Raw genomic sequence first — 25,355 nt, forward strand, 5'->3', positions numbered from 1 at the left:
TGAGTAGCGATCGCCCTGTTGCTAACTGGAAGCACTAGTATAAAACCGTAATGCAAATTGCCAAAACTTATTGGCAACAAAAAATAGCAGCAAAGCTAGCACTCCCGCACCAAGCATCCAAGAAATTTCGCTGCGCCCTAGCATCGCTTCTGCTGGTACTGTAGTTAAAAATGCCACAGGTACTACAAAAGTGAAGAAAAAGCGATAAGCAGCCGGATAAGCTACCATTGGATACCTACCAGCTTCCAACAAACCGCGCAGTACCTCAGTAACATTATAAATTTTGACAAACCAGATACTGGTAGCTCCCAGCATAAACCAGAGGCTGTAAAGTATGATTAAGCCAAAACCCAACGGCACAGTACTTAAGAGGTAGTCATCTATTCCCAAATTCAACTTTCTACCTGCATAGACAAGCAATATAGAACCAAAAACCAAATCTGGGAGTCCCCAAGGTGAAAGAGTGTGGGTAGAAAGCCAAAATTGACTGGGGATTGGTTTTAATAAAACAAAGTCGAGGGTTCCTTCTTGGACATGACGGACAATGCGATTGAGGTTAGGGGCCAGAAAAGTTGCCGAAAAGCCTTGCAACAGAGTAAAAATTCCCAGCACAAGCAAAGCTGCTTCCCACGACCAACCAGCAAAGGTGTAGCCTTGTCCGTAAAATAAGAATAACCCAAATAAGCTGCCTGCTAAATTGCTCAGGCTGCTGAGGGCAGCTAAAAGGAAGTTAACACGATACTCCATCTCCGCCGCGATCGCTGTACTCCAAAATATTCCTAGTAATTTTAGGTATTTTGACATTACTTATACCTGTATTTATTACCTATCAATTGGTTTAATTGTTATTGTTTTGCTAGTAGTCTAGCAGCCTAAATTGCTGGGTGAATTAACTTCTCAACTCCTCTTTTTCTCTTGATCTTGGCGCACTTGGCATCTTGGTGAGTCCACTTGCCGTCTTGGCGGTCTCCGTCACGATGGCAAGGTGGCAAACCCGGAGGGCGGTTTATTTCTCTACTCCATAAAGTTTCCTTACTAGACCACTAGTTCCATAATTTGCTCAAAGAAAATAGAGCTAAGACATTAAAATTTTGATTTTATAGATTTGACATTGAGTAAAGGGGCAATGGTAACGGGTGGGATTTTGGAATATGATCCGAGCGATCGCACTTACTTGTTACCCCCAGAACATGCTTTATTCTTAACACGATCTGCTGACATTAATATGGCGGCAACGATGCAATTATTCCACCAGATGTACCAGACGTGCCATGGCACATCTGGTACAAACTAATTTTTGGGCAAAAGATGAGGTCAAACCCACCATTTGCAGCTGCAAGATCAAGGGAGAGTGCGCTGTCTTTGGGGTTTTTTTAAACTCGATAACAGTTAAAAGGCACTCCATTCAGTACCAATTTGTGGCAGAAAGACACCATTAGCAGTTGTGCCATTCATAAACCAAACTGCAACTTCACCGGTTTCACCATTGCGCCAGAAAACATCTGTCTTGCCATCACCATCATAGTCGCCGATGTTCGGTTGCCAAGATGCACCAGTCCCAGGTAAGAAAGCCGCAGTCCCGATTGATGTGCCATCCATTAACCAAGCAGTGTTTTCACCTGTCGTTTGATTGTGCCAGAAGACATCTGTCTTGCCATCACCATTGAAGTCACCAATATAGGATTTCCAAGCAGAGTCCTGTTTCGATAAATTACCCTCACTGATGAAGATACCGCTCATCAGCCAAACTTTATTTTCGCCTGTTTCGTAGTTACGCCAGAGGATATCACTGTTGCCATCGTTGTTGAAATCACCAACGTTAGCCTCCCAGTTACCTTCCAGTTTGCTCAGAGCATATTCTGATGTATTGATGCCATCCATGAACCAGACTTTATTTTCACCAGTGATGTTGTTGCGCCAAAAGATATCGTTTTTGCCGTCAGCATTAAAATCAACCACACTAGAAGTCCAAGTTGTGTCAGTGGTGGGTAAAAAAGCGGCAGTTGTGACATTTGTACCATCCATCAACCAGGTAGCATTTTCTCCAGTTTGAGTATTACGCCATAAAACGTCACTCTTACCATCACCGTTGAAATCCGCAATGCTATAAGTCCAGACTGGGTTGATTGTTTGTACACTAGCTTGAGCAGCAATGTTTGTGCCATCCATCAGCCAAATCACATTTTCACCGCTGTTTTGATTGCGCCAAAAGATATCTGTTTTGCCATCGCGGTTAAAATCGGCATAACTAAAGTCCCAAGAAGCATCTACTGTAGTTACAGTAGTTACAGTAGATGCTCTAGGGTTGCTGCCATCCATCAGCCAAATAGCAGTTTCACCAGTTTGAGAGTTACGCCAGAATTTGTCAGCTTTGCCATCTCCATTGAAATCTGCAACAATGGCTGCATTGCTAAATCTAGGATTAGGATTAGGATTTTTTGCTGCTATTGAAGACTGGTTTTCATCATTTGAGCTTGAAGAATGTCCCAGCTTAAAACTAAGATTGGGAACGGTATTGTCATCAAAAAGATTTGTAGAAGTATATTTTGATGCACTAGTTTCTATAGACAAATTCAAGGAAGAATTAGAGTTAGGCATAATGTTGGTTTCTAGTTAGCACAAGGAGAAAGAGCCTAATTCTGAATTGAGAATTAGGAATTGATAATTGAGAATGCACAAGTGTTCATAAAATTTTTACCTGTTTTTAATGTTTTTTTTGTCAAAAACAAACATCTAATACTTTGGCTAATGTTGTTTGTGATTAACATTTTTATGAGTAATAAAAATATTGGATTTTATATAAAAACAGTAATTTTTGATGAATGTCTACCTATAAACATTCACCAAAAAAAGACGAATCATAAATATAGACAATTTAACGTTTCCGCGTGTTCAACTGATTGTCATAATAACGGGTGGTAGATGCCTTTGTAATTGCACAAAATTGCGATCGCTCTAGTAGTTCCTAGTCAGAACTAAAGTCCTGAAATTTTCAACTACTAAAGTGTTTACTCAAAACTTTTAGATAGTAAGTGAAGATACTTTTACGAACAATCTCCACAATAATGACCCGCTATGTATGAAAATCTTTAGGCAGTGTGGATTTTATTTCGGCGCTTACTGTCAACGAGCAGATATCAGTTACCAGTTAACTGAATTAAAAGGTATACCATTCTTTGCCAAGGGTAGGTAGAGCTGTAGGAGTAGAGTCAGTACCAGTTACAACCACAACGGCGTTTTCACCTGTTTCGTAATTCCGCCAGAAGATGTCGGTTCGACCATCACCGTTGGTATCACTGATACTGGGAACCCAAGCTCCACTGGGTGCATCGGCAGCAACTGTGGTGAGAACATTACTACCATCCATGATCCATATCTGGTTCTTGCCAGTTTCCTGGTTGTACCACAAGATATCGGTCTTACCATTACCGTCAAAGTCACCAATTAATGGTTTCCAGCTAGAACCTGCGAGCGTAGGTAGAGCAGTATCACTAGCAACGGTTGTACCGTTCATTAACCAAACTTTGTTCTCACCTGTGGCTGTATTGCGCCAGAGAATGTCGGTTTGGTAATTGAGATCAAAATCACCCAAGGTAGCTTCCCATTCAGTACCTAGTGTTGGCAAGGATGCACCAGTGGCGTTTGTACCATCCATTGTCCAGACAGCGTTTTCACCTGTGGCTTTGTTGCGCCAGAAGATATCTGTCTTACCGTCGCTGTTGAGATCAACAATGTTGGCTGTCCAATTAGTATCAACAGTCTGGAGAAAAGACGGAGTGGTAACTTGTGTACTATCCATTAACCAAGCGGCGTTCTCACCGGTTGTTGTGTTCCGCCAGAGGATATCGGTTTTGCGATCGCCATTGAAATCTGCAATCACTGGTGTCCAATCTGGACTTAGTGTTGCCAAGGACGCTTCAGAGACAACAGCTGTACCATCCATCAGCCAAATCTGGTTTTCACCTGTGGCTTTGTTGAACCAGAGTAAGTCTGTCTTGTCATCACCATTGAAATCGCCGATTTTAACATCCCACTCTGTACCCATTGTCTTGACAAAATCCGCAGAGGCGACATTTGTCCCATCCATTAACCAAATGGCATTTTCGCCAGTTTGAGAGTTACGCCAGAACTTGTCGTTTTTACCATCACCGTTGAAATCCGATATGATTGCCGCACTCGTGAATACAGGATTAGGATTCTGTAGATTCGGAAGATCAAGCTGAGAGTTTGCATCTGAAGAACTCCTATAGCTTGAGTAAGTCTCTATTTCTAATTGACTTTTGCTTGTGTATTTGTCTGTTGAGATTGGAGCGCTACTAGAAGTAGAAATCTGATCGGACATGGCGTGTGTTTGAGACAAGTGGTCATAAACCTTTTAACTCTTTTTGTCTCTTTGATTCAAGTGTTAGTTAATAACATATTTGGCTTTTTAATATTTTCTTAATAAATGTCACATTTTGCCTAAAATAAAAGCTTTTGCTAGCTTTTTTTTGAAAAAAATAAGTTCAAATTAATAACTTTTTTTCAGATATTATTGCTAATTATAAACAAATTGCTAACTAAACAAACATCTACAATTTATCAACTGTTTTTTTATGGAGTCTAATAGTTAAAGAATAAACATGTACTAAAATGTGCTGAGTATTTGTAATTTTAATACACGTAATGATATATTTAATTAGAAGAAGAATGATAATTTTTCCATTTTGTTGCTGGTAATTCTACTAGGTAGTATGTAACAGTAGCTAGTATAACTGACAAAAACAGTGTTGCTACTAGTCTGTGATGAAAAGCTTCAAGAGGAATATTTGATGTAAATATTGAATAAATTTTCCCTAAAATTGGCATATGCCAAATGTAGACACCATAAGATAAATTTCCAAATAGTTCTAATATCCGGAGAGGATTTTTCAGAACAGAAGCAAATGATAGTTTTTCATTTTTACTAGAAATATAATAATTATCTGATTCAAAAGCAAAAATAAAAAAAGATGTAATTACTGCGGTTAATGGCTGAAAAATAAAGATAGTTGTGATTGTTCTCCAGCCACCAGGACGATTAGTTAATCCCCATAATTCTTGATGATATAAGTGATGAGCAGTGAATAGATAAAGTAAAATCATCAAGATTATAGATAAATATTTTTTATTCCAAAATACTTTGTGATGAAATCTAAATTCTATGTTATGAGATGTTGGTTTTTGATATTTAATCAATGCATTGACTAAAAAACCACATAAAAATATATCAATATTATTAAATATGGAAGTATACCAATATTTAAAAGCATATTCCATTTGATGATTGATTTGATGAAATAAGCTAAGCCAAGATAAGGTTTTGCTGAAAAAGACTATTAATATAATTAAAATTGCTGTTGCAATTACATACTTTTGATTGAAAACTAAAGATTTGGTCAAATTGTAAATAAAAGGGATAATTATATAAAATTGTACTTCTGTAGATAGAGACCAAAACACATCATTAAATGCTACAGATTGAGATGCAATATAAGGATTAAATGTGAAAGTACAAATCCGCAGTAGATATCCCCAATTCTCGAATTTCAGAACATCAGGATAAACAAATATAGATAAAATCAAAATAGCAAAATAATAAAGAGGGAAAATTCTAATAACACGATTACGCCAAAAATTAATGACTCCTGTGACATCACTGCTATAACGCTCAGTAAAAAAGGCTTTTCCCATTAAATAGCCAGACAAACAAAAGAAAATCCAAACAGCTACTGCACCATGACTAAATAAGATCCAACTGAAATCATAATTTTGATAAATAAGTGCATTTCGAGGCGGCGCGCAATGGATAATTACTACCATCAAACAAGCAAAACCGCGCAGAGCTAATAGGACATCTAATCGATTCTGATTTTGAATGATCTGTGGCAAATACGAGTAATTTATTGATTTTTCCATTGATATTTTTAAATCAGTGAACAGTTAAAATTGAATCATTTAATTTGATAACTGATAACTAATAACTGACTTGGTATGTTGCCAAATTGGCAAAAATATAATTTTAATTTTGTTGGTAGTTAGTGTTTAGTGGTTAGTGATTTTTAATATCTTCTACCTACCATATCTGACTGAAATCCAAAACAAATCCTGGTAGTAAAGGCTCTCCACTCAGTGTTTGAGGATTATCTAATTCCGGCGTTGCTGAATTTGGTCATGAATTATGTGTGCATACATTTTTGTAGTTCGATGCCAAATCATTGACCAGACGTAGAGACGTAGCATTGCTACGTCTCTACTACGTCTGGTCATACCCGTGAATTGTAAATTCATATCTTGATTCAGCAACGCCAATTCCTCAATAACATTGCCAGGATGGTCAATAAAAACCTTGCGTTGTTTTCTGTCAATCAACCAGCCTAACTGTGTTCCATTTTCGATATATTCTTGCATCTTTTCTTGTAAAAGCTGCAAACTATCACTATCAGAACGTAATTCAATGACAAACTCAAGACAAATGAGTGCAAATTTTTCCGTAACTCTACTGATATAGCTTGCAACGTGTACTTTTTATCCAGGCTGCGTCTGGCGATTGTGGTTGTAGTTAACTAGTATTAACTTTAGACAAAATTAGATAAGTTCTTTATAGCAGAATCATGCAGACAGAATATAAACAGCGTCGGGAAGCGTTAATGGCCAAGATTGGTAATGGTACTGCCATCTTTCGCAGTGCGCCAACAGCAGTAATGCACAACGATGTCGAATATAACTTTCGTCAAGATAGCGATTTCTTTTACTTGACTGGGTTTAACGAACCGCAAGCAGTAGCAATTTTAGCACCCCATCATCCAGAACATCGATTTGTGTTGTTTGTGCAACCCAAGGATAGAGAACAGGAAATTTGGAGTGGTTATCGCTGTGGGGTAGAAGCAGCCAAGGAAATATACGGCGCGGATGAAGCTTACCCAATTGCGGAACTAGATGAAAAATTACCGCAGTATCTTGAAAAAGCCGATCGCATTTATTATCGTTTAGGACGCGATCGCGCTTTTAACGATAAAATCCTCAATCATTGGCAACGCTTAATGCGGACTTATCCGAAGCGGGGTACAGGACCGATCGCGATCGAAGATACTAGTCCGATCCTCCACAGTATGCGTTTGATTAAAAGTCAAGCAGAATTGGAGTTCATGCGTAAAGCTGCTGACATTGCAGTAGAAGCACATAACCACGCCATGCAATTTACTGCACCAGGACTTTATGAGTACGAAGTGCAAGCAGAAATTGAACACATCTTCCGCAAGCGAGGCGGAATGGGGCCAGCTTATCCTTCGATTGTTGCTTCTGGCGTCAATGCTTGTGTACTGCATTATGTAGAGAATAATCGGCAGATGCAGGATAAGGAGTTACTGCTGATTGATGCTGGCTGTGCCTACGCATATTACAACTCAGATATTACCAGGACATTTCCTGTGGGAGGTAAATTTACCCCAGAACAAAAAATCTTGTATGAGATTGTTTTGGCAGCCCAAAAACAAGCGATCGCTCAAGTGCAACCAGGTAATCCTTATAATCTATTTCATGATACCGCTGTCCGTGTTCTCACAGAAGGTTTAGTAGAAATCGGCATCCTCAAAGGCGAAATCGACAAATTAATAGAGGAAGAAAAATACAAACCTTTTTACATGCACCGCACTGGCCATTGGTTAGGCTTAGATGTGCATGATGTAGGAGTTTACCAGCATGGCGATAACCCGCAAATTCTGCAACCAGGTCAAGTGGTGACAGTGGAACCAGGACTCTATATAGTCCCAGATACTAAGCCAGCAGAAGACCAACCAGAAATAGATCAACGTTGGGTTGGTATTGGCATTCGGATTGAGGACGATGTCTTGGTGACTCCGACGGGAAATGAAGTTTTGACTGCTGGCGTACCCAAAGAAATCGAAGACTTGGAGAGTTAAAACTCTAGTCACCAACGGGTCATCTATTATCTGTGTTCATCGGTGTTCATCGGTGGTCGAGTTTTCAAAAAGATTGTGGCGTAGCGACAGGGATAATAATTATCGTAGACGCGCAAGTGGCTTCGGTGCAGGGTACACAGATGAACACGGATGTAGACGCCCCTAAGGGCGGCTTTCCATAGGGTACACAGATGGTTTTTATCTGGGCTGTCTTTTTATCGGTGTTCATCGGTGGTCAATTTCTAAAACTCAACTCAACGGTAAAGTGTGAGGTTCCAATTTTAAACGTAATAGAAACCAGGTTTTTAAGCTTAGTAAGCTTTAGCTTACTTCAGCTAAAAGTCCTTAAAATTTATTTCTTGGCGATGTATCACATTTTCCTCACTCACAAATCCAACTTTAATGCACTAATTCAATTGCCCGTTTCGTCAAAGCCTCCGCAGTTAAACCATTAAATGTCATTAACTCACCTGCACTTGCTGTCGTCTCTCCACGCCGCCACGCAAAGGTATCACGCTTGCATACACTCCGCAGCATAACAGGTTCTAACATCGCCGCCGCACCTCCAGTCACACCAATTAACGCATCACCTGCAAATAATTCGGCGAATTTTTCATCATCAATAAAACCACCATCAGGTTCAGCGCAGGTATCCCAACTTGTGTCATGGGGACGATACAGACGGCGGGGATTAATCACGGAAACTATCTTCACCCCTATACCTTCTGTTTCTAAGAAAGCTGCTGCTTCAAACACGGGAATTAATGTCATGTCGCCAATTACAGCAAACACTACTTGCTTATCTCCAGCAACTTCTTGCAAGACTACCGCACCATCTTGTAACCCATGACGAGTCATATTAAAAGTAGTGCGAATTGGCAATGGCGACTTACTAGCAGTGATGACAATTCCCTTATTTTTTGTTGTCAATGCCCAGTCATAACAAACTTGAATACTGTTAGCATCGGGGGGGAACAATGGGAAGACATTTCCATTTCGCATCATCGCAGCAAAGTAAGCTTCAATTTCTGGACGTTGATGAGTCCAACCATTACGTCCTTGTTCTAATGCGCCAGCGGTAAATAATGTAATTGTCGAGGGAGTAGGACGTCGCAATTCTGCCATTGCTTGGGTGACAGTTTGCCAAATTGGTAAACCGTTAATGGCAAAAGATTCGTAGGAACACCACAAACTTCTAGCACCCATCAACGACAAAGCCGCAGCTAACCCAGCGCAAGCATCTTCACTCAGAGGTTCGTAAACTTGTCCGCCTGGTGCTTGGTTGTATAAGTCGTCAGTGGTGGGGTGGATAATTTTTAATGCTTGGTTGATGTTACCAATACCTGATGCTTCATTACCGTCGGCGTTGGTGACAAGGAAGTTTTCATCGATTTGTCCAACTTTTGCCACTAAACGTCCCATTGCCGTTGTAGAAACTTTGGGATCGCCACCCACAGCATATTCTTCTAAAGGCAATTCACCCAAGTCTGGTAAGGGATACTCAAATTCGGTAACTACTGTTTTCGCGGCTGGACCTCCGCCTGCACGTTCACAGTTTGTCCGTACGATTTGCCAAGCTTCCAGAGGTAAGGCACGTTCTTTCAAGGCGTTGACAATATGGGGTGCATCCAGTGTGTCCTTGGGATAAAGGTTATGAGACTTTGCACCCCGGGCATGGACGCCTGCGCCTTTGAGTTGTTTAATGATGAATACAGTTAGCTTACCACTCAAAGCCGATCGCGCCGCTTCATCTATACCTAAAAGTACTGCTTGGGTGAAAGCGAGGCGTTGGGCGAAAGAAAAAGCGGTACTATCTACGTAATCTCCTGCTTGGTTTTTGTCATCAAAATCTTTGGCATCGACTAACACAACTTCTTCAAAACCGTTTCCGTGCCAGTACGACATCATCTGTTCGTTGGTTTTGATCGATACCATACTATGGTGTTCTTGGCTATAACCATTCCACACCAACACTGGTAGAAAGTTTGTCACACCGGGATAGGCGGTGTGGAAGTGCGCCATCGAACTCATAACATAGGGTTCACCGAGTCCTCCATCGCCAACCGTGAAGGGAAATAGTTTATCTTTATACAACAGCGCAGCAGCCATCGCAAAATGTTGCCCTTGTCCTAAAGGGCCGGCAGGTGCGAGAATACCGGGAATGTAGCCAGACAGGTGTCCCAAAAGTCCATGTTTTTCTCGGAAGCGATCGCGCAATTGTTGTACTGTATAAATGCCCATGTCTTCTAAGGAGCGATCCAAGAACATGGCACTATAAAAACCGGGGGCATGGTGTCCCACTTCCGTAATAATATTTTTGTAACCGAGCATGACCAAAGCAGCATAGGCTTCCGCTTGCGAAGCGAAACCACCAGGGTGTCCAGAGGCTTTACTTCCGGTAATTTGTAGTGTCAGATAACGCAAAGCATCGGCAGTGAGCAAGGTTTGGTATACTGCTGTTGCTTCTTCTGGATTGGCGATCGCTGTTTTTCCTGACTCTATAACTGGAGTTGCACCATAGGTTTCAAATTCCGGTGGTGCTTCGCCAAAATATTGAATCCCTTCGTAAAAATTGGGAAGCGCTGAAGTTGCTTTGGAAGTAGTTGCCGTCATGCTAAGTACCTTACTAAGCCTAAGGAGAAACTATAAATTGATATAGATGTTCGCCAATTTAACAAAAATTTTACAACTTCTCGACGGTCATTATTGATTGCTATTCAGCATCATCAAGATAAATAGCTTCTATTTGAGAGCAATCTCAACTAGCCCAAAATCCCCCAGCGTAGAATTAACCACCAAGTCACCAAGACACTAAGGAGTCAAACGTAATACTAATACTTTGGACGAAGGGACGGTGAGGATTATGTAATGGGATTATGGGGGGAAATTCTCTCCCTATCTCCCCATCTTCCCGCCTCTTTATTTTTTGCGTAAATTGTGAAATTCAACTACTTCAATTTTTATCTGGCAAATCATCTCCACCTGTGTAACCAGTTGCTACCCAAACTAAGGATCTCACACCATCGCGGATAGATTTACCAATTGGTTCTGGTTGGGAACTACTAGAAGGAACTGACACTGGTTTAAAAGTAATTCCTCGACTACCCAAAACAATCTCACCGATGACTTTGGCGCGTCTCATGTGATAGTCAGAAGTGATTAAATAGACACTTTTGATATTATTTTTTTCTAATTCATCTACTATGGTTGTAAAGTTTTCTACTGTATTATTAGCTCGATAATCTAAGTGCAAGCGTTGATGATGAATTCCTGCTTTGGCAAATACTTTTCTTGTCACTGTTGGTGGACTACCTCCAGAAATCCAAATAGGTAAGTTGGGATGTTTACGAGCAAAATCTGCCGTAAATTTTTCTCGTTCTAATTTTTTTGTGGAACCACCCAAGACTAAAATTGCTTGTGGTTGTGTAAATTGGCCTTGGATTTCCTTATAACCCCACAATGTTATTAGTGGTAGGGTGAGAATCATCAACCGAGAAGAAAGATTTTTGAACAGTGGCTTTTTCAAGGTTTTATCAGTTCGTCAGCTGCAAAAATTTTTCTTGAAAAAGAATAATTGACCCTAGCAAAGTCAGGAGAAGTTTTCCCAAGTATGGTTTTGGGTAATTTCCTTGTTTTGCAAGCAATCAAGTAAGCCCAGCAACAATAGATAGTTGCTGACTCGATGCTAGATTTTAGCTGCTATTGGGGCAGATGCAAAGTGTTCGTGCAACTTTAATATATATAAAAGTTTTTAGACTACGGGACTGGCCAGACTCGAACCGGCGACCTAGCGCTTAGGAGGCGCTCGCTCTATCCAACTGAGCTACAGCCCCAAAATATATGGATATCATTTCCCATGATACCACTTTTAATGAGACTGCCAAGCATCATTCCAAGGCCCGCCGCCTATTTCTAATCCACAAGCTGAACTGTGTGCTTTCAGGATAATTTCTTGTTGATTATTCTTTTTTTCTCGCAGTTCTATGTTTAATTGCCCTTGCAAAGTGTCACGACAGCAAAAAATCAAACCATTTTCTGTCGGCGCACGTAAGAGAGTTCCTGGTAAATCGGTAGTTCCTGTTAATTCAACTTCGTAGTGGGAATTTTGGGCTTGCATTTGCCATTTACCCCAAGGCTGAATATTCCAGCTAACTTGTGAGTTCCAAGGCACAAATTCGTAAAACTTGCCTTGGTAGTGTATGCCAATCATCGCTACAGATTCCATCCACCACAGCACTCCTCGTCTACCACCGCCAGCAGTTAAGGCTAAGTCAGGAGTGTCTGAAAAACTATTGCAGTTTGCCCAAAACCATTTTTGAGGAAAAGCGCCACCCCAATTTTTTTCACCATAAGCAGGGGCGTTGGTAAATTCGTAGCGTTTGCCATTCCAGTCTATCCAACCGCTAGCCAAGCCATGGGCCATCAAGATTTGCCAACCGGGTTCAAAAATCTGCAAAAATGATAACCAGCCTGCAGTTGATTGCTGTATACTGCGTTGATTTCCCCAGCCATACACGGGTTGAATTTCATATTGCCAACGACAATATTGACTAGTACTGGGATCACTGATAATGCCTTGATTTAAGGTAGCTGTGGCTTGATAGCCTTGCTGAATATACCGTTCAAATTCTTCTGGTTCCAAGTAGCAAGGTTGAGTATCTGGTACAGTTTGGCTCAAAAGCTTGTGAAAAAAACTTTCTTCCTTTTTGCCTTCTGAATTGAAAGTAACCTCACCCCGTCCTATCGGACACCCCTCTCCTTGGCAAGGAGAGGGGCTGGGGGTGAGGTTTTTCATTGGAACTTCGCTCTCCCTCTGCCCTCTTCTGCCTTCTAGATTAGTTTGACCCCAATGACCCAAAGCTAGCACATCCGGCTTTGCCCAAAAATTCTTGACTTCTGGGAAGGTACGACATAAATACTCATCATTCGGCCCCAAAATTTGGGCTGCACCGCCGCTATGGGATTTACCACCGATGGGGTCTTCGATAGAGTACATAAAGGCGAAGGATTGATCTTCATCAGGCAATGTAACGCGGTAGTACCAACCTTCAAAAAAGCGACGGCTACTATGATCCCAGTGATAACCACTGTGAGGAGTTTGGGTGGTGTCAAAAGGATTGCTAAGAAAACCAAGCATGATTTCTGTTGACAGAGATTTAGGAGTGTAAAAGGAGAAGGGTGTGAGGAAACCTCATTCAAAGTAACCTTACACCCTTTTTTAGTATGGGCGATCGCACTTACTTCTTGGCAGTTTCCATTAAGCAAGTTTCACCGCCACACTCTACACCCTTACACCCCTACAAGTTAATCCATTATCCTGCTTCAGGCATTACGTTTATTTATCTGTTGTGGGTAATGAGGATTTCTGGGCACAGATTGGAGAAGTTTCTTAGCAGAAGATGAAGATATCTCCTAAAACTACGTTGCATGCTCTAGCTGTTTTACCTCCCAGCCGCAAGTACAGCAGTCCACCAAATATGACCAAACTCCACTGGCTAGAAGTTACTGAATATATTTCCTTATACGCCTCCGCAATTGGAACCTTGGCGGCTACAGCCACTCAACAAGTTGTCTACGCAGCATTTCCTTTAACTGTAGCCCTTGGTTTAAACCTCACGAATCGAGAACGATTGAAGCGTTTAAACGAGCAATATCGGCAAAATGCGATCGCCCAATTCGATCAATTGGTTGATCCCTTTAGACAGCGCTTAGAAAACTTTGATGACTTTACACGAAGATTAAGTCAAACAACTCAACAACAAATAGAAGAATTACGACAAAATCAAAAGGAGCAAAATACCGACTCTAATCAACAGCGTTTAGCGCAATTTGATACATTTAGGCAACAGTTGATGAAGGCGACTGAGCTACAAATAGAACCTCTTAAACAACATCTTACCCAGATCAATGCTTACACTCAACAGTTATATACAAGTATCCAACAAATAGAACCTCTTAAACAAAATTTTGCCCAACTCAACACCTACACTCAACAGTTATATACAAGTGTTCAACAAATAGAAACTCTCAAACAAAATTTTGCCCAACTCAACACCTACACTCAACAGTTAAATGCCAGTACTCAAAAGCAATTTGAACTACTCAGACAACAAGTAGGAGAACTTGATGCTGAGACAAAAAAAATTACTACTAATTCCCAACAGCCCATAACAAAACTTGATGCTATTCATCAACGTTTAGAACAACTTGAGAATTTTACAAAACAGTTAAATACAAATACTCAACAGCAAATTCAACCCTTGAGGGAATATGTCACTCAACTAAATGCTTATACACAAGGCTTTAATAAAAATACTGAAAAACAATTAGAAGAATTTAAATATGCGATCGCTTTACTGCAAACCGAAATGCAGAACTTAGCAGAGTCTTTAACTCAAACAGAAAAACGTCTCAGTCAAGAAGTAGCTGAAAAAGTCAAACAACCCCAAGTAAAAATTACAATTCCAACACCAGTTAAGTCTCAACCACAAAATACAATTTTACATATTCAACCATCAGAAACAGCAAAAACTGAAACAACACAAGCTTTACCGCCAGTTGAGATAGCGCCTCCAACACCACCAACAACACAAATACAAAAGAGCAAATCTCTCTCTAGCTTACGAGGACATACAGAACGAGTTGTTTCTGTTGCTTTTCATCCCAATTCTGTTGCGCCAGAAAAAAGGATTTTAGCTAGTGGTAGTCATGACAAAACCATCAAAATCTGGCGTTTAGATACTCAGGAAAACCGCACTCTCACAGTTTCTGGGAAAGTTAATTCAATTGCTTTTAGCCCTGATGGTAAAGTTTTAGCCTGTGGTCATGACGACAAAACGGTTAAATTATGGGATGTAGATACAGAAAGAGAAATTTGTAATTTTATCGGACATAAAGAGAAGGTTTATGCTGTTGCTTTTAGCCCCAACGGTAAAATTATTGCTAGTGGTAGCCAAGATAAAACTATTAAACTTTGGTCTCTAGATGAGCAAAAAGAAATATATACACTGACAGGACATCTAGATGAAATTTTATGCGTTGCTTTCAGTCCTAATAATAGATTAGTTGCTAGTGGTGGTGGTGAGCGCGACCAAACTCTTAAAATTTGGCATCTAACTCAAGATAAATTTCTGACTCTCAAAGGTAAATCTGGTACATTAGGGAGAATTTATTCTATTTGTTTTAGCCCCGATGGCACAACTTTAGCTAGTGGTCATCAAGATAAAATTATTAGATTCTGGGATGTGGAAACTGGTAGAGAAATTAGTAATATCACAGGACATAACGACGAAGTTTATGCTGTCGCTTTTAGCCCTGATGGTAAAAAATTAGCTAGTGGAAGTTACGACGGAAATCTTAAAATTTGGCAGGTAGATACGGGTGAAGAACTTAATCATATTACAATTGGTGAAGGTGCAATTTATTGTGTTGCTTATAGCCCAGATGGCAAAATATTAGCAACTGCCAATGGAGACAAAACAGTGACGTTAGTAAATCTTGAATCTAGAACAATACAGCGATACAAAGACATAGAAATAGAGAAAGGGTTTGATTAATGGGATAATTGGTAATTACTAATGAGTAGATTAGCACAACTAGCTGTGCTAACCTGCTCAAAATTTGAATATAAAATCTTTCAGTCTACTAAAGTAGACTTTAGCTATTAGCCTTGAACTTTAGTTCTAGCACTAGATTTATGCAGCCAATTTTTCTTGCACTAATACAAATGGTTGGACTATTAAAGTATTAAACCGCTTAGTGCGATCGCTATTCCATTCACCTAATTGCTCTAAAGATGGTTTAGCAATCAATGCTTCATCAATCCAGTTTTGGACTTCTAAAACATTATCACTAGCAATAGCTACACCTACATCCAATATATTTAATCCTACTGCTACCACAATTACTGCATCTCTTTGTGCGTGGGGAATTAGCCAATCCCACTCCGCCTCATCTAAGTTTTCTGTTAATTCTGCTCTTAAATTTGGATTAGTCATTAGTCATTAGTTAAATGATCTTTTTACTATATTAAATAAAATTTACACAAAATTCCATAGGTTTAGATTAGTTTCTAGTCAGTACTTTATGAATATAAATATTCAAAGGCTAAATGTGTTAACACTCATAATCAACTAAACTTCTGACTTCATTTCATCAATTTCAAACATAGAAACTATAACTCCAGCAATGGGAATTGCAATAAAAATTCCCAATAAACCAGCTACTCTTGCGCCTACTAGTAAAGCAAAAAATACCACTACAGGATTAAGATTTAGCGCACCTTGCATAATCCGAGGTGCAATAAGATTATCTTGTATTTGCTGAAGTATAATGCAAACTACCAATACCTTGAGAGCCAACCAAACACCTTGAGATAATATAATCAAAGTGATTGTGCCAATTCCCAAGGTTGCACCGATACCAGGAATAATGTCTAGTAAACCGACTATTACTGACAATATTAAAGCAAAGGGAACTTTTAATAACAAGAACGCAATAAAAGTAGAACTAGTCAGAAATAAAGTTAATATCAATTGACCTTGAAAAAATCCTAAAAAATTGCGTTTAACTATATTATTAAATCTGTTACGGCGGTGCTTTGGTACTACTTTGAGAATTAAATACCACAGTTTTTCTCCATCCAGGAGCATAAAAAAAGCAATAACTGCGATTAATATAAAAGTCACAAAATTAGTTAAAAATGTTTGTAAAATAGCCAAGCTATTAACAAGGCTAGATATGGCTTGGGCGCGGATTTGTTCTTCAATAACAGTTAAATCTAGCTGAATATTACGTGAACGAAAAAATGATTCTATTCGCTCTAATAAAGGTACTAATGAATTGAGAAAAGCTGTAAGACTATCAATTAATTGTTGTCCTTGGGAGACAACAGTTAAGCCAACAGTAATTGTTAGACTACCAATAATCACAATACTCAGCAAAAAAATTACAATTACTGCTAAACTATGGGGCAAAAAACGTTTTAGCCATTTGACAGGATAACTTAGTAAAAAAGCTAATATAGCAGCAAAAGTAAAAATTACAATCACTGGTTCAAAATAAGCCAAAAGTATTACAATTGCCCACCCAGAAGCGACCAAAAGTAAAAATCTGACTAAAACAACATTATTTAACCTAGACCAAAAATTATTATTTTCCAAGCTACTCATGAATTATTAGAGATAAGTATATTAAAGGTTAATAGGACTAAGTACAACATTTATTTAATTCCTAGCAAGTTCTTTATAGTAAAAACTCTGCACTCCTCTGCGGTTACTTTGCGTTCCTTTGCGTTTCAAAACACTGCATTTAACGCAAAGCGACACAGCCAATAAAATGTCTTAAGCCCATTAACCAATGACATTTACCTTATAGTCTTTAGGTACTAATAACAACTTTCCTAAAGTATATTTTTCTGTTTTTCTAGCTAATAATCTCAATTCCCCAAGAAGGAAGGATTCTGACAAGACAACTATCTAAAGGTATGTCTTTTTTAAACTTGGTGCGTTTCATTACACTTCAGGGATAATCCAGAAAAATCAAGAGTTTTATATCGAGTCCGTCTTGCTGTAGAGTACACAGATTGTTTTCTTGTTCGCTCACCTGAGTTGCACCTCACCCTGAGTACACCTTGAACTGAAGTTCAAGGCTCATAGTACACAGATGAACACCGATAGATTATGGGTTGGCTGTTAATTCCTGTTTTTCTACTTTCTAGACAGCCACTTATGACTTCGTTTCCATCCAATTTTCACCAGCACGTACATCTACTACTAAGGGGACACTTAATTGCACCGCATTTTCCATCGTCGACTTAATTTGCATTTGTAATTCTTCCCATTCTTGCGGAGGAACCTCAAATACTAATTCGTCGTGAACTTGTAGCAATAATCGTGCTTGGTAATTTTGCAAAATTTCATGCAGCCTCACCATCGCAATTTTGATAATATCAGCGCTAGAACCTTGAATTGGGGCATTTGCAGCAGAACGTAATAAACCAGTGTCGTAATTACCTAAATTCTTCAGCTTACTTAAATCAATATCTTCCGGATTGCTGCCTTTTAATTGACGTAGGCTATTGGTGGTAAACTCAAAATAACGACGCCTACCGAGAATTGTTTCGACATAACCTTGAGCGATCGCTTGTTTTTTCAATCCCTCTAAATATTCAAATATTTTCGGATAACGTTTGTTAAATCGCTTGATAAATTCGTTCGCCAGGTTTCGATCTACACCTGTTGAACGGGAAAATTTCAGCGAACCCATTCCATAAATTACACCAAAGTTAATTGTTTTCGCTACCCGTCTTTCATCTGATGTAATATCTTGTTTTTCAAACATCAGTCTCGCGGTAACGGTGTGAATATCTTCGTTGTTTTGATAAGCTTCTACTAATACTGGTTCTTGACTCAAATGAGTGAGAATTCTTAACTCAATTTGCGAGTAATCAGCAGCAACCATTAACCAACCAGATTCTGGTAGAAATGCCTTACGAATTTGCCGACTAAAGGCAGTCCGAATTGGGATATTCTGTAAATTTGGATTAGAAGAAGATAGCCTTCCTGTTGATGTCGCTGTTTGATTAAAATCGGTATGAACTCGCTTTGTATCTGCACGCACCAAGGCTGGTAAAGCATCTACGTAAGTAGATTTTAATTTTGCTAATGTCCGATATTCAATGATGGCATCAATTATGCCAGTTGTATCTACCTCTCGTAATCTTTCTAAGGTAGCTGCGTCTGTAGAATATCCTGTTTGAATTTTGCGAGAATGTTTAGTACTTAACCCTAATTTTTCAAACAAGATTTGACTTAGTTGTTTGGGAGAACCCAAACTAAACTTTTCTCCAGCTATTTCGTAAACTTGTTGTTCCAGTTTGGCTAAATCTGTTTCTAATTGTTGTGAAAGTTCTTTTAAATAAGCTGTATCGATGTGAATACCGTTGTATTCCATTTCTGCCAAAACAGCTTCTAGGGGTTGTTCCACTTCCACTAGTAGCCGATATAAAGCTGGTATTTTCTCCAGTTCCGTACGCAATTTTGTCACGAGTTGGAACGTAGCCCAAACTTGCAAACCACAATAGTCAGCTACTTGAGCAATTTCAATATCAGCGATAGTGTTCCCTTTGGGAACTAAATCTAGATAATTTTGAATTATTAACCCTAAATGTTTTTGAGCTAAGTCGTTCAAATTATGACTACTATCAGGATTGAGGACATAACTTGCTAACATGGGGTCAAAGACTACCCCAGTTAAATTAATTCTTTGGCACTTCAAAACTAAGCGATCAAATTTAGCATTTTGCAAAGTCTTAGGATAGCTAGCACTTTCCAAAATAGGGCGTAGGGCTTGTAGTGCAATTTCTTTATTTAAATTTTTCCCACTTTGATGATTCAAGGGAATGTAAGCTATTTCATTTGGGTTTGTTCCCCAGCAACAACCAATTCCTACTAATTCCGCATCTCGTGGTTCTAAGTCGTTGGTTTCAGTATCCCAAGCTACGGGTAAATTGGGGTTAGTAAATTCCTGTAATATCTTCACTAACTCAGTCAGTTTGGCTTCTGTATCAATAATACGTGGTTGAATTGTAGAAGTATTTTTTTGCTGTTGAATTTGTTCTGTATCTGTTGCACTGAAAAACCACAAATCTTCATCTTGTGTGGAGACGTGATTTTTCGTATTTCTACCTTCTGTGTTTGTAGCTGAAGTTTCTGCAACAGTACCACCAAATTTTTGTTGGAGTTGGTTAATTTTGCCTAAAAAAGATTTAAATTCTAAGTTTTCTAAAATAGGTGTCAGAACGCTACTATCAAAGCCTTTTAATTTACAATCTTCTAAATCAATATCGAGGGGAACATCAAGGACGATCGCTGCTAAGTATCGAGATTTTTCCGCGTCTTCTTTACCAGCTTCTAATTTTTTCTGAGTCGCGCCTTTGATTTCACTTAATGATGCATAAATTTGCTCAAGAGAACCATAGGTATTTAGTAATTGGACTGCTGTTTTTTCACCTATTCCTTTGACACCGGGAATATTATCTGATTTATCACCACAAAGAGCTTTAAAATCAATTACTTGTGATGGTAATATTCCTAGTTTTTCTTTAACTTCTGCCTCTCCAAATTCGCTGATACCATTTGTATTTGTGGCACGTTTGAGCGCATCTGGACTAAAATACAAAACGCTAATTTCTTTTTTAGGATCAATGAGTTGAAACAAATCGCGATCGCCTGTGAGAATCTTGACTTGATACCCCGCAGCACTAGCCTTTTGTGCTAGGGTTCCCAGCACATCATCTGCTTCGTATCCAGGGGCGGTGAGAATTTTCAGATTGAATGCATCCAGCAACTCATGTAAGTTTTTCAAATCCGGAACAAAATCCTCTGGTGTACCTGGGCGATCAGCTTTATAAGTATCATCTGCTTCGTGGCGGAATGTGGGTAAACCTAAATCAAAAGCCACTGCAATCGCTTGTGGCTGTTGTTCTGTCATGACTTCTAGCAGACACTTTAAAAAGCCAAAACAGACGCTGGTAGGAATTCCTGTTTTGGTTCGCAGTCCGCCGTCTCTTCCTCTGGCAAAGGCGAAGTAAGAACGAAATGCCAAGGAGTGTCCATCGATGAGGATAAATGTAGGACGTGTCGTGTTTGAAAAATCGGAAGCCAACTGATTTAAAGGTGTTGTTTGGGACATAGCCTTATTGTAGCCAGTTGCTTCCGTTTAGATTACAGGTGATTCTAAATTAAGTAGATTCTTTTACCTGCTTTTGACGACGACTTAGTTTCAGCATACCTAATGCTCCCACACCCAATAATGATAAAGTTGCACTTGGTTCTGGAACAGAAGTTGAAGTTAATGCTTTAACATTTTTCTCACCTATTTTCAGCACCATCACAACATCATTAAAGTCGCGATCTGAACTTTCGTTGTACTTCCCAGTATTTGAATCTATTCCAGAAGCACCCAAATCACCATACAAATCCTCAAAACCTAATAAAATATAATCACCAACAGCATAGGCAATAACATGCTGCAATCCATCTAAATTTGAAGAAGTTTTGGTACCAAAAATATTTGCAGAATCACCACGATTCAAACCATCGGCTCGCAACCAGAAATCTAATTGTGTACCTGCTGCAAAGTTACCAAGATTTACTCCATCACCCAGTTTGAGTGTATTACCACCCCAATCACCAACGCACCCGGAACCACTACAAGCAATATCATTAAATACTAGGCCAGATTTATTTGTAGCCCCAGTTGCTTGATAAGCCAACTGGTTTCTATAACCAGCTCCTTCGTTGATGAAAAAAACACTAACGTCGTTACTGTATTTCAAGAATAATTTACTAGGATCCAATAGAAATTGTTGGCTATTTGGTATAGCCATTCTTTCTGCTTGCACAAATTGCTGAAAGAAGGTGTCATCAAAACCTGTTGTTTCTTTACTTTGTATTTCTGGCTGAACCCATGAATTATCCCAAGTAAAATCACTCGCAGATGCTGAGCCTACTTGAGAAAATAATCCAGCGAATGCAGCAGCAGCAAAAATTATTTTGGTTAGACTTTTTTTAATCATGGAAATCCTTCTGTTTGCGTTTAATTCAGAAAAAGTATCTTGCTTGTGTAGAGAAGGCAGAAGTAAACTTTTGTAAAACTCTACGCTACTCGGAAATTTATACCGTTTCTCCAAAAATTAACTACAAACTATCTGTAGTCCTATTTTGAAAAAATGGTACTAGTGGTCAATAGATGGTAGTTGATATGTGGATGCTATTAGCTTCTTAGTGCAGGTATCTCCCACTAATCTCTGGCTATTTTGAAGAAGTTCCAATAGGAGGAAGCTTCTATTCTGAGTTTTTTGGATTCTTTTATCAACCTAAGATGCACTGTCTGATGAAGTGAGTGTTTGATTAATCAATTGATAACTTAGTCTATTCATGTCTGTCCACACTTCAAAATAGTTTTTACTAATTATTCATAGAATTTTTCTTTCAGCTATCAGCAAATCTCAATTCTGGGCTTTTTTGTTATCTGTATTCAACTTATTAGCAAATAAGTACTGAAAATTTTTCTATCTTGAGGAAAATCGTGAAAAAATTAATAAAATATCTGAATTTATCTACGTGTTCGGTAATTCACCATCGTAAATTTACGTAGAATAGTAATTAAATTTAAATATGATTTGTATGATTCAACTAAATTACCTTTAACAATAGCTACTGCCATATTTTACCCTAGCCTGATAATCTCTTAAGTGAGTCTCTCTTGATGAAATTGCTCACCAAATTTATGCATAAAGCATCTACTACTCAAATAGCAATTAAACTGCTGGTTCTAGATATAGATGGAACTATCGCCGGCGAATCTAACAATATCAGCGAACCTGTCAAAGAAGCAATTACTGCGGCAAAAGCACAAGGAATTAAAGTCGCGATCGCCACTGGTAGGATGTTCCGTTCTGCTTTGCGCTTCCACCAAGACATTGGCTCTACTCTACCTTTAATAGCCTATCAAGGAGCCTGGATACAAGACCCAGTCTCTCAACAAATGTACCAACATTTGCCTGTTTCTAGGGAAATGGCTCAGCAGCTATTAGACTATTTTGAACAACCAAAATTGCGATCGCTTTTATCTGTTCATTTTTACATCAACGATCAACTCTACGTCCGCGAAATCACAACCGAAACTCAACTTTATGCAGAACGTTCTAGGATTAAACCTATTGCAGTCGGTGACTTACGCCAAGTTTTAACTACTTATGAACCTACAAAAATACTAGCTTTGTGCAATGACACAGACATTATTGATAATTTACTCGGTTCTTTAAGCCGTCAATACACCCCTGCTGAGTTGTATTTGACAAAATCGGTTGCCACATTTTTTGAAGCGACTAATCCTTTTGCTAATAAAGGTGTGGCGGTGCGTTACCTTGCTGAAGAACTGCTAGGACTACAACCTAATAACGTCATGACTATTGGCGATAACTTTAATGATTTAGAAATGCTAGAGTATGCTGGTATTGGTGTTGCTATGGGTAACGCTCCATTACAAGTGCAAGCGATCGCCAACTGGATAGCTCCCAGTGTTGAGCAAGATGGAGCAGCAGTGGCAATTGAAAAGTTGTTGCTATCGCAGTAGTTGTTTGTTGTTTGAAACGACCAACAGTCAACAACCGTCGATCAACAATTTATAAAAAATCAGAAAGGGTGCCGACGACTGGCCGTGTTTCGTCTCGGCACCCTTGCTGGTTCGCTCCTCACACACCAGCTAATATATCTTGGGTGATTAGAGCAGTCAATACTTGTTACAAAAGTTTTGGTTTCTTTCATTAAACTCTCATATTTCTACCTCGTTAAATGAAGATTTCCTCACAATTCCAAAATAGCCAAAATACCAAGCTTTTCTTCTAACAGTGTTCTTAAAACCGATTGAGTGGCCATAACCAATCCCAGTCTAGCTAAAGCTATTTCTGGTGAATTGACTTTTACCTCGCCCCAAATCCGACAGTCGCGCCAGAAGTTGTCAAACACTCGACTTAAACCAAGCGCTAGTTTTTGCCATTTCACCGAATCACTGGAGTCAGAACACTCTAATTCATCAACTACTTGTACTAACTCACTTAGCAAACACAACTCACTTGGGTGATGAAAACGTAGTTCTTGTTGTTTGTTCAGCCAAGGTATAGCGCCCTCAGAGGTAATTAATCCCTCTCGTTCACCTAGCCGCACAAGGGAACAACAGCGTGCATGAGCATATTGAATTGGAAATAGGTGATTAGGGAGCGGGGATTGGGGAGATGGGGAGTGTGAGGAGTGTGAGGAGTGTGAGGAGAATAATACAGTAACCAATTCCTCCTTGTCTTTCTTGTCCTCCGTTCCCCCGTGTCCCTGCGCCACAATATCCCCCCGTTTTTCAACCAGCCTCTGCAACCAGCCAGCCAAAACAGGGTGTGCCAATTCTAGATGAATCCAACCAGGTGGAACTATCTGAATACTAAAAACTCCAGCCGAGTTTGCCGATAAATGAGAAGCGATCGCTTCAGCAATCTCCATCGCTGGAATTTTCTCATATTTTGATAGCTGTAATGCTAACCCTGTGATGTAAAAAACTTGATTACTATTTCTACCTTTAGATAGAGGAATTTTTTTATCTGCTAGGGTTTCTATTTTTGAATAATACGTATAAATACTTAAAGCGATTATAAAATAACTGTGTACTAACTGTTTAATTGCCGTGTATTTACTTACTAGTAGCATTTTATGCACATATTTTACTGATAAAAGACTCCTTTATTAAAACTATTGATTTTGTGTCATCTGTCTTAAGACAGAACTTTAATTTAAGCAAAGAAAAATTAGAATTATGCAAATTTTTTTTGAAACTGAGTAAATTTTACTACCATCATTGTACAGTAGGTAGTATAACAAAAGAGTAGGAACTCAAATTCCACTCTTTGCATGGCTGGCACTGTTAGGTGTTAAGCCTGACCTGCCAACGAGAAGACACTCCTTGCACCTTTTTATGACGTCTTTGTCTTCAGCCGAACGCTCTTTGTTACCTATGCAATCTCCATCCTCCTTTTCTGAGGCATCACGGCCTTTCTTAACTTGGCAACGAATTCTTGATTGGGCTCAAGAACACTACCGCTGCCGCACCTTTAGCAAAGATGAGCGCATTCCAGCCCGTCCTGGATTGCTGTATTTGGTGCAAAGGGGTGCTATCCGCATGGTAGGAACCGCCCAAGTGAGTGCAACAGCAAATCAGCTAACGTCTCGACGCATTAACAGAACCCCAGAAGAAGCCTTCTTAGGATTTGTTGGTGCAGGAAACCCGTTTGAAATTGTTGCCCAATCACCATTCACACTCCAGGCTTACGCCCACGTTGACCAAACAGCAGTGTTGTGGATGTATTGGCACGATTTAGATAACTGGCCTCACTTCCGCCGCGAAATCATGGATCTTTTTAGATATCAGCACCAGCGCAAACTGTTGTGGCTAAGTGCCTTAGGACAACGCCGTACCATTGACCGACTCTTAGGATTCCTCACGTTGTTGATTGAGGAATATGGAGAGCCGGCAACAAGCGAAACAGATCCTGAAGTGATTCGTGGTTATTGCCTACCTTTCCCTCTCACCCATGCCCAAATTGGCAGTGCTATTGGTTCGACTCGTGTTACTGTCACCCGTTTGATGGGTAAGTTGCGTCAACGTGGCTTAATCCTCACCCAGGGAGATAATTTGATTTGCTTGCCAGCAGAGTCGATTAACAGAGCCGGCTAAAGCAAATTTGCCAAATTTTTAGACGAGAAGTCGCCTACCATCAGGAATAGCGCCCCACCACCGCTATCCTTACGGGAAGGCGTAAAATCTCCTAAAAATCATCCCCCAATGATTTCTTGTCTGCTTATGACA

At 39.5% G+C, this 25,355-nt stretch carries 18 protein-coding genes and 1 tRNA gene; 5 read left to right on the forward strand and 14 right to left on the reverse strand.

Going from position 1 to position 25,355, the window contains the following annotated elements:
* Positions 1-21: 21 nt before the first annotated feature.
* Positions 22-804 (reverse strand): ABC transporter permease, encoded by a 783-nt coding sequence (locus tag NIES592_RS04010; RefSeq protein WP_073554995.1) that lies wholly within the window; start codon positions 802-804, stop codon positions 22-24.
* A gap of 322 nt (positions 805-1,126) precedes the next feature.
* Here NIES592_RS04010 and NIES592_RS04015 point away from each other — a divergent pair, with 322 nt between their 5' ends.
* Positions 1,127-1,294: a hypothetical protein gene (locus NIES592_RS04015; RefSeq protein ID WP_256678061.1), complete on the forward strand. Its 168-nt coding sequence runs from the start codon at positions 1,127-1,129 to the stop codon at positions 1,292-1,294.
* Between the two features lie 95 nt (positions 1,295-1,389).
* On the opposite strand, the gene NIES592_RS04020 is transcribed toward NIES592_RS04015, so the two are convergent.
* The 4 genes from NIES592_RS04020 to NIES592_RS26175 all read right to left on the reverse strand — a co-directional run bounded on the left by NIES592_RS04020 (position 1,390) and on the right by NIES592_RS26175 (position 6,525).
* The gene (locus NIES592_RS04020; protein WP_073554997.1) at positions 1,390-2,598 is read right to left on the reverse strand and encodes an FG-GAP repeat domain-containing protein; all 1,209 of its coding nucleotides are present in this window, start codon (positions 2,596-2,598) and stop codon (positions 1,390-1,392) included.
* Between the two features lie 559 nt (positions 2,599-3,157).
* Positions 3,158-4,342: an FG-GAP repeat domain-containing protein gene (locus NIES592_RS04030; protein WP_073554999.1), complete on the reverse strand. Its 1,185-nt coding sequence runs from the start codon at positions 4,340-4,342 to the stop codon at positions 3,158-3,160.
* A 332-nt stretch (positions 4,343-4,674) separates the two neighbouring features.
* Positions 4,675-5,937: an acyltransferase family protein gene (locus NIES592_RS04035; protein ID WP_073555000.1), complete on the reverse strand. Its 1,263-nt coding sequence runs from the start codon at positions 5,935-5,937 to the stop codon at positions 4,675-4,677.
* Between the two features lie 228 nt (positions 5,938-6,165).
* Complete coding sequence (locus NIES592_RS26175; protein ID WP_143168335.1) at positions 6,166-6,525, reverse strand: Uma2 family endonuclease; 360 nt, start codon at positions 6,523-6,525, stop codon at positions 6,166-6,168.
* A 107-nt stretch (positions 6,526-6,632) separates the two neighbouring features.
* Here NIES592_RS26175 and pepP point away from each other — a divergent pair, with 107 nt between their 5' ends.
* Positions 6,633-7,940: a Xaa-Pro aminopeptidase gene (gene pepP / locus NIES592_RS04045; RefSeq protein WP_073555001.1), complete on the forward strand. Its 1,308-nt coding sequence runs from the start codon at positions 6,633-6,635 to the stop codon at positions 7,938-7,940.
* Positions 7,941-8,339: 399 nt separating this feature from the next.
* Here pepP and NIES592_RS04050 read toward each other — a convergent pair whose 3' ends face one another.
* From NIES592_RS04050 to NIES592_RS04065, 4 genes are all read right to left on the reverse strand, one after another.
* Positions 8,340-10,553 carry a transketolase gene (locus NIES592_RS04050; protein WP_073555002.1) on the reverse strand — a complete coding sequence of 738 codons (2,214 nt, stop codon included), beginning with the start codon at positions 10,551-10,553 and terminating at the stop codon, positions 8,340-8,342.
* A 340-nt stretch (positions 10,554-10,893) separates the two neighbouring features.
* Positions 10,894-11,427 (reverse strand): YdcF family protein, encoded by a 534-nt coding sequence (locus tag NIES592_RS04055; RefSeq protein WP_062250362.1) that lies wholly within the window; start codon positions 11,425-11,427, stop codon positions 10,894-10,896.
* Positions 11,428-11,699: 272 nt separating this feature from the next.
* Positions 11,700-11,773 (reverse strand) — tRNA-Arg (locus NIES592_RS04060).
* A gap of 35 nt (positions 11,774-11,808) precedes the next feature.
* Positions 11,809-13,077, reverse strand: a complete 1,269-nt coding sequence (locus NIES592_RS04065) for a tocopherol cyclase family protein (protein WP_062242620.1) — start codon at positions 13,075-13,077, stop codon at positions 11,809-11,811.
* 262 nt (positions 13,078-13,339) lie between these two features.
* Between NIES592_RS04065 and NIES592_RS04070 the strand changes: the two genes are divergently transcribed.
* Positions 13,340-15,496 carry a WD40 repeat domain-containing protein gene (locus NIES592_RS04070; protein ID WP_073555003.1) on the forward strand — a complete coding sequence of 719 codons (2,157 nt, stop codon included), beginning with the start codon at positions 13,340-13,342 and terminating at the stop codon, positions 15,494-15,496.
* A gap of 138 nt (positions 15,497-15,634) precedes the next feature.
* Here the strand turns inward: NIES592_RS04070 and NIES592_RS04075 are convergent, their stop codons facing one another.
* From NIES592_RS04075 to NIES592_RS04090, 4 genes are all read right to left on the reverse strand, one after another.
* Entirely contained in the window at positions 15,635-15,937 is a 303-nt protein-coding gene (locus tag NIES592_RS04075; protein ID WP_062242623.1) for a DUF2288 domain-containing protein, read from the reverse strand.
* 135 nt (positions 15,938-16,072) lie between these two features.
* Positions 16,073-17,110 carry an AI-2E family transporter gene (locus NIES592_RS04080; protein ID WP_073555004.1) on the reverse strand — a complete coding sequence of 346 codons (1,038 nt, stop codon included), beginning with the start codon at positions 17,108-17,110 and terminating at the stop codon, positions 16,073-16,075.
* Positions 17,111-17,666: 556 nt separating this feature from the next.
* Positions 17,667-20,633 carry a DNA polymerase I gene (gene polA / locus NIES592_RS04085; RefSeq protein ID WP_073555005.1) on the reverse strand — a complete coding sequence of 989 codons (2,967 nt, stop codon included), beginning with the start codon at positions 20,631-20,633 and terminating at the stop codon, positions 17,667-17,669.
* Positions 20,634-20,682: 49 nt separating this feature from the next.
* The gene (locus NIES592_RS04090; protein ID WP_062242632.1) at positions 20,683-21,519 is read right to left on the reverse strand and encodes a DUF4114 domain-containing protein; all 837 of its coding nucleotides are present in this window, start codon (positions 21,517-21,519) and stop codon (positions 20,683-20,685) included.
* Between the two features lie 713 nt (positions 21,520-22,232).
* Here NIES592_RS04090 and NIES592_RS04095 point away from each other — a divergent pair.
* On the forward strand, positions 22,233-23,081 hold the full coding sequence (locus tag NIES592_RS04095) for a Cof-type HAD-IIB family hydrolase (protein ID WP_073555308.1): 849 nt from the start codon (positions 22,233-22,235) through the stop codon (positions 23,079-23,081).
* A gap of 230 nt (positions 23,082-23,311) precedes the next feature.
* Here the strand turns inward: NIES592_RS04095 and NIES592_RS04100 are convergent, their stop codons facing one another.
* Complete coding sequence (locus tag NIES592_RS04100; protein WP_073555006.1) at positions 23,312-24,199, reverse strand: DALR anticodon-binding domain-containing protein; 888 nt, start codon at positions 24,197-24,199, stop codon at positions 23,312-23,314.
* A 265-nt stretch (positions 24,200-24,464) separates the two neighbouring features.
* Here NIES592_RS04100 and NIES592_RS04105 point away from each other — a divergent pair, with 265 nt between their 5' ends.
* Positions 24,465-25,223, forward strand: coding sequence for a Crp/Fnr family transcriptional regulator (locus NIES592_RS04105; RefSeq protein WP_009455792.1), 759 nt, complete (start codon positions 24,465-24,467; stop codon positions 25,221-25,223).
* Positions 25,224-25,355: the final 132 nt, after the last annotated feature.

It is taken from the genome of Fischerella major NIES-592 (assembly GCF_001904645.1).
In the GTDB taxonomy this organism is placed as follows: Bacteria; Cyanobacteriota; Cyanobacteriia; order Cyanobacteriales; family Nostocaceae; genus Fischerella; species Fischerella thermalis.

What these genes read in the sequence shown, in the direction of transcription:
- NIES592_RS04050 (WP_073555002.1), bottom strand. Translation starts at nt 10,553, where the DNA reads ATGACGGCAACTACTTCCAAAGCAACTTCAGCGCTTCCCAATTTTTAC.
- NIES592_RS04010 (WP_073554995.1), bottom strand. Translation starts at nt 804, where the DNA reads ATGTCAAAATACCTAAAATTACTAGGAATATTTTGGAGTACAGCGATC.
- NIES592_RS04100 (WP_073555006.1), bottom strand. Translation starts at nt 24,199, where the DNA reads ATGCTACTAGTAAGTAAATACACGGCAATTAAACAGTTAGTACACAGT.
- NIES592_RS04095 (WP_073555308.1), top strand. Translation starts at nt 22,233, where the DNA reads ATGCATAAAGCATCTACTACTCAAATAGCAATTAAACTGCTGGTTCTA.
- NIES592_RS04030 (WP_073554999.1), bottom strand. Translation starts at nt 4,342, where the DNA reads ATGTCCGATCAGATTTCTACTTCTAGTAGCGCTCCAATCTCAACAGAC.
- NIES592_RS04070 (WP_073555003.1), top strand. Translation starts at nt 13,340, where the DNA reads ATGAAGATATCTCCTAAAACTACGTTGCATGCTCTAGCTGTTTTACCT.
- NIES592_RS04035 (WP_073555000.1), bottom strand. Translation starts at nt 5,937, where the DNA reads ATGGAAAAATCAATAAATTACTCGTATTTGCCACAGATCATTCAAAAT.
- polA (WP_073555005.1), bottom strand. Translation starts at nt 20,633, where the DNA reads ATGTCCCAAACAACACCTTTAAATCAGTTGGCTTCCGATTTTTCAAAC.
- NIES592_RS04055 (WP_062250362.1), bottom strand. Translation starts at nt 11,427, where the DNA reads ATGATTCTCACCCTACCACTAATAACATTGTGGGGTTATAAGGAAATC.
- pepP (WP_073555001.1), top strand. Translation starts at nt 6,633, where the DNA reads ATGCAGACAGAATATAAACAGCGTCGGGAAGCGTTAATGGCCAAGATT.
- NIES592_RS04090 (WP_062242632.1), bottom strand. Translation starts at nt 21,519, where the DNA reads ATGATTAAAAAAAGTCTAACCAAAATAATTTTTGCTGCTGCTGCATTC.
- NIES592_RS04105 (WP_009455792.1), top strand. Translation starts at nt 24,465, where the DNA reads ATGACGTCTTTGTCTTCAGCCGAACGCTCTTTGTTACCTATGCAATCT.
- NIES592_RS04065 (WP_062242620.1), bottom strand. Translation starts at nt 13,077, where the DNA reads ATGCTTGGTTTTCTTAGCAATCCTTTTGACACCACCCAAACTCCTCAC.
- NIES592_RS04075 (WP_062242623.1), bottom strand. Translation starts at nt 15,937, where the DNA reads ATGACTAATCCAAATTTAAGAGCAGAATTAACAGAAAACTTAGATGAG.
- NIES592_RS04020 (WP_073554997.1), bottom strand. Translation starts at nt 2,598, where the DNA reads ATGCCTAACTCTAATTCTTCCTTGAATTTGTCTATAGAAACTAGTGCA.
- NIES592_RS04015 (WP_256678061.1), top strand. Translation starts at nt 1,127, where the DNA reads ATGGTAACGGGTGGGATTTTGGAATATGATCCGAGCGATCGCACTTAC.
- NIES592_RS04080 (WP_073555004.1), bottom strand. Translation starts at nt 17,110, where the DNA reads ATGAGTAGCTTGGAAAATAATAATTTTTGGTCTAGGTTAAATAATGTT.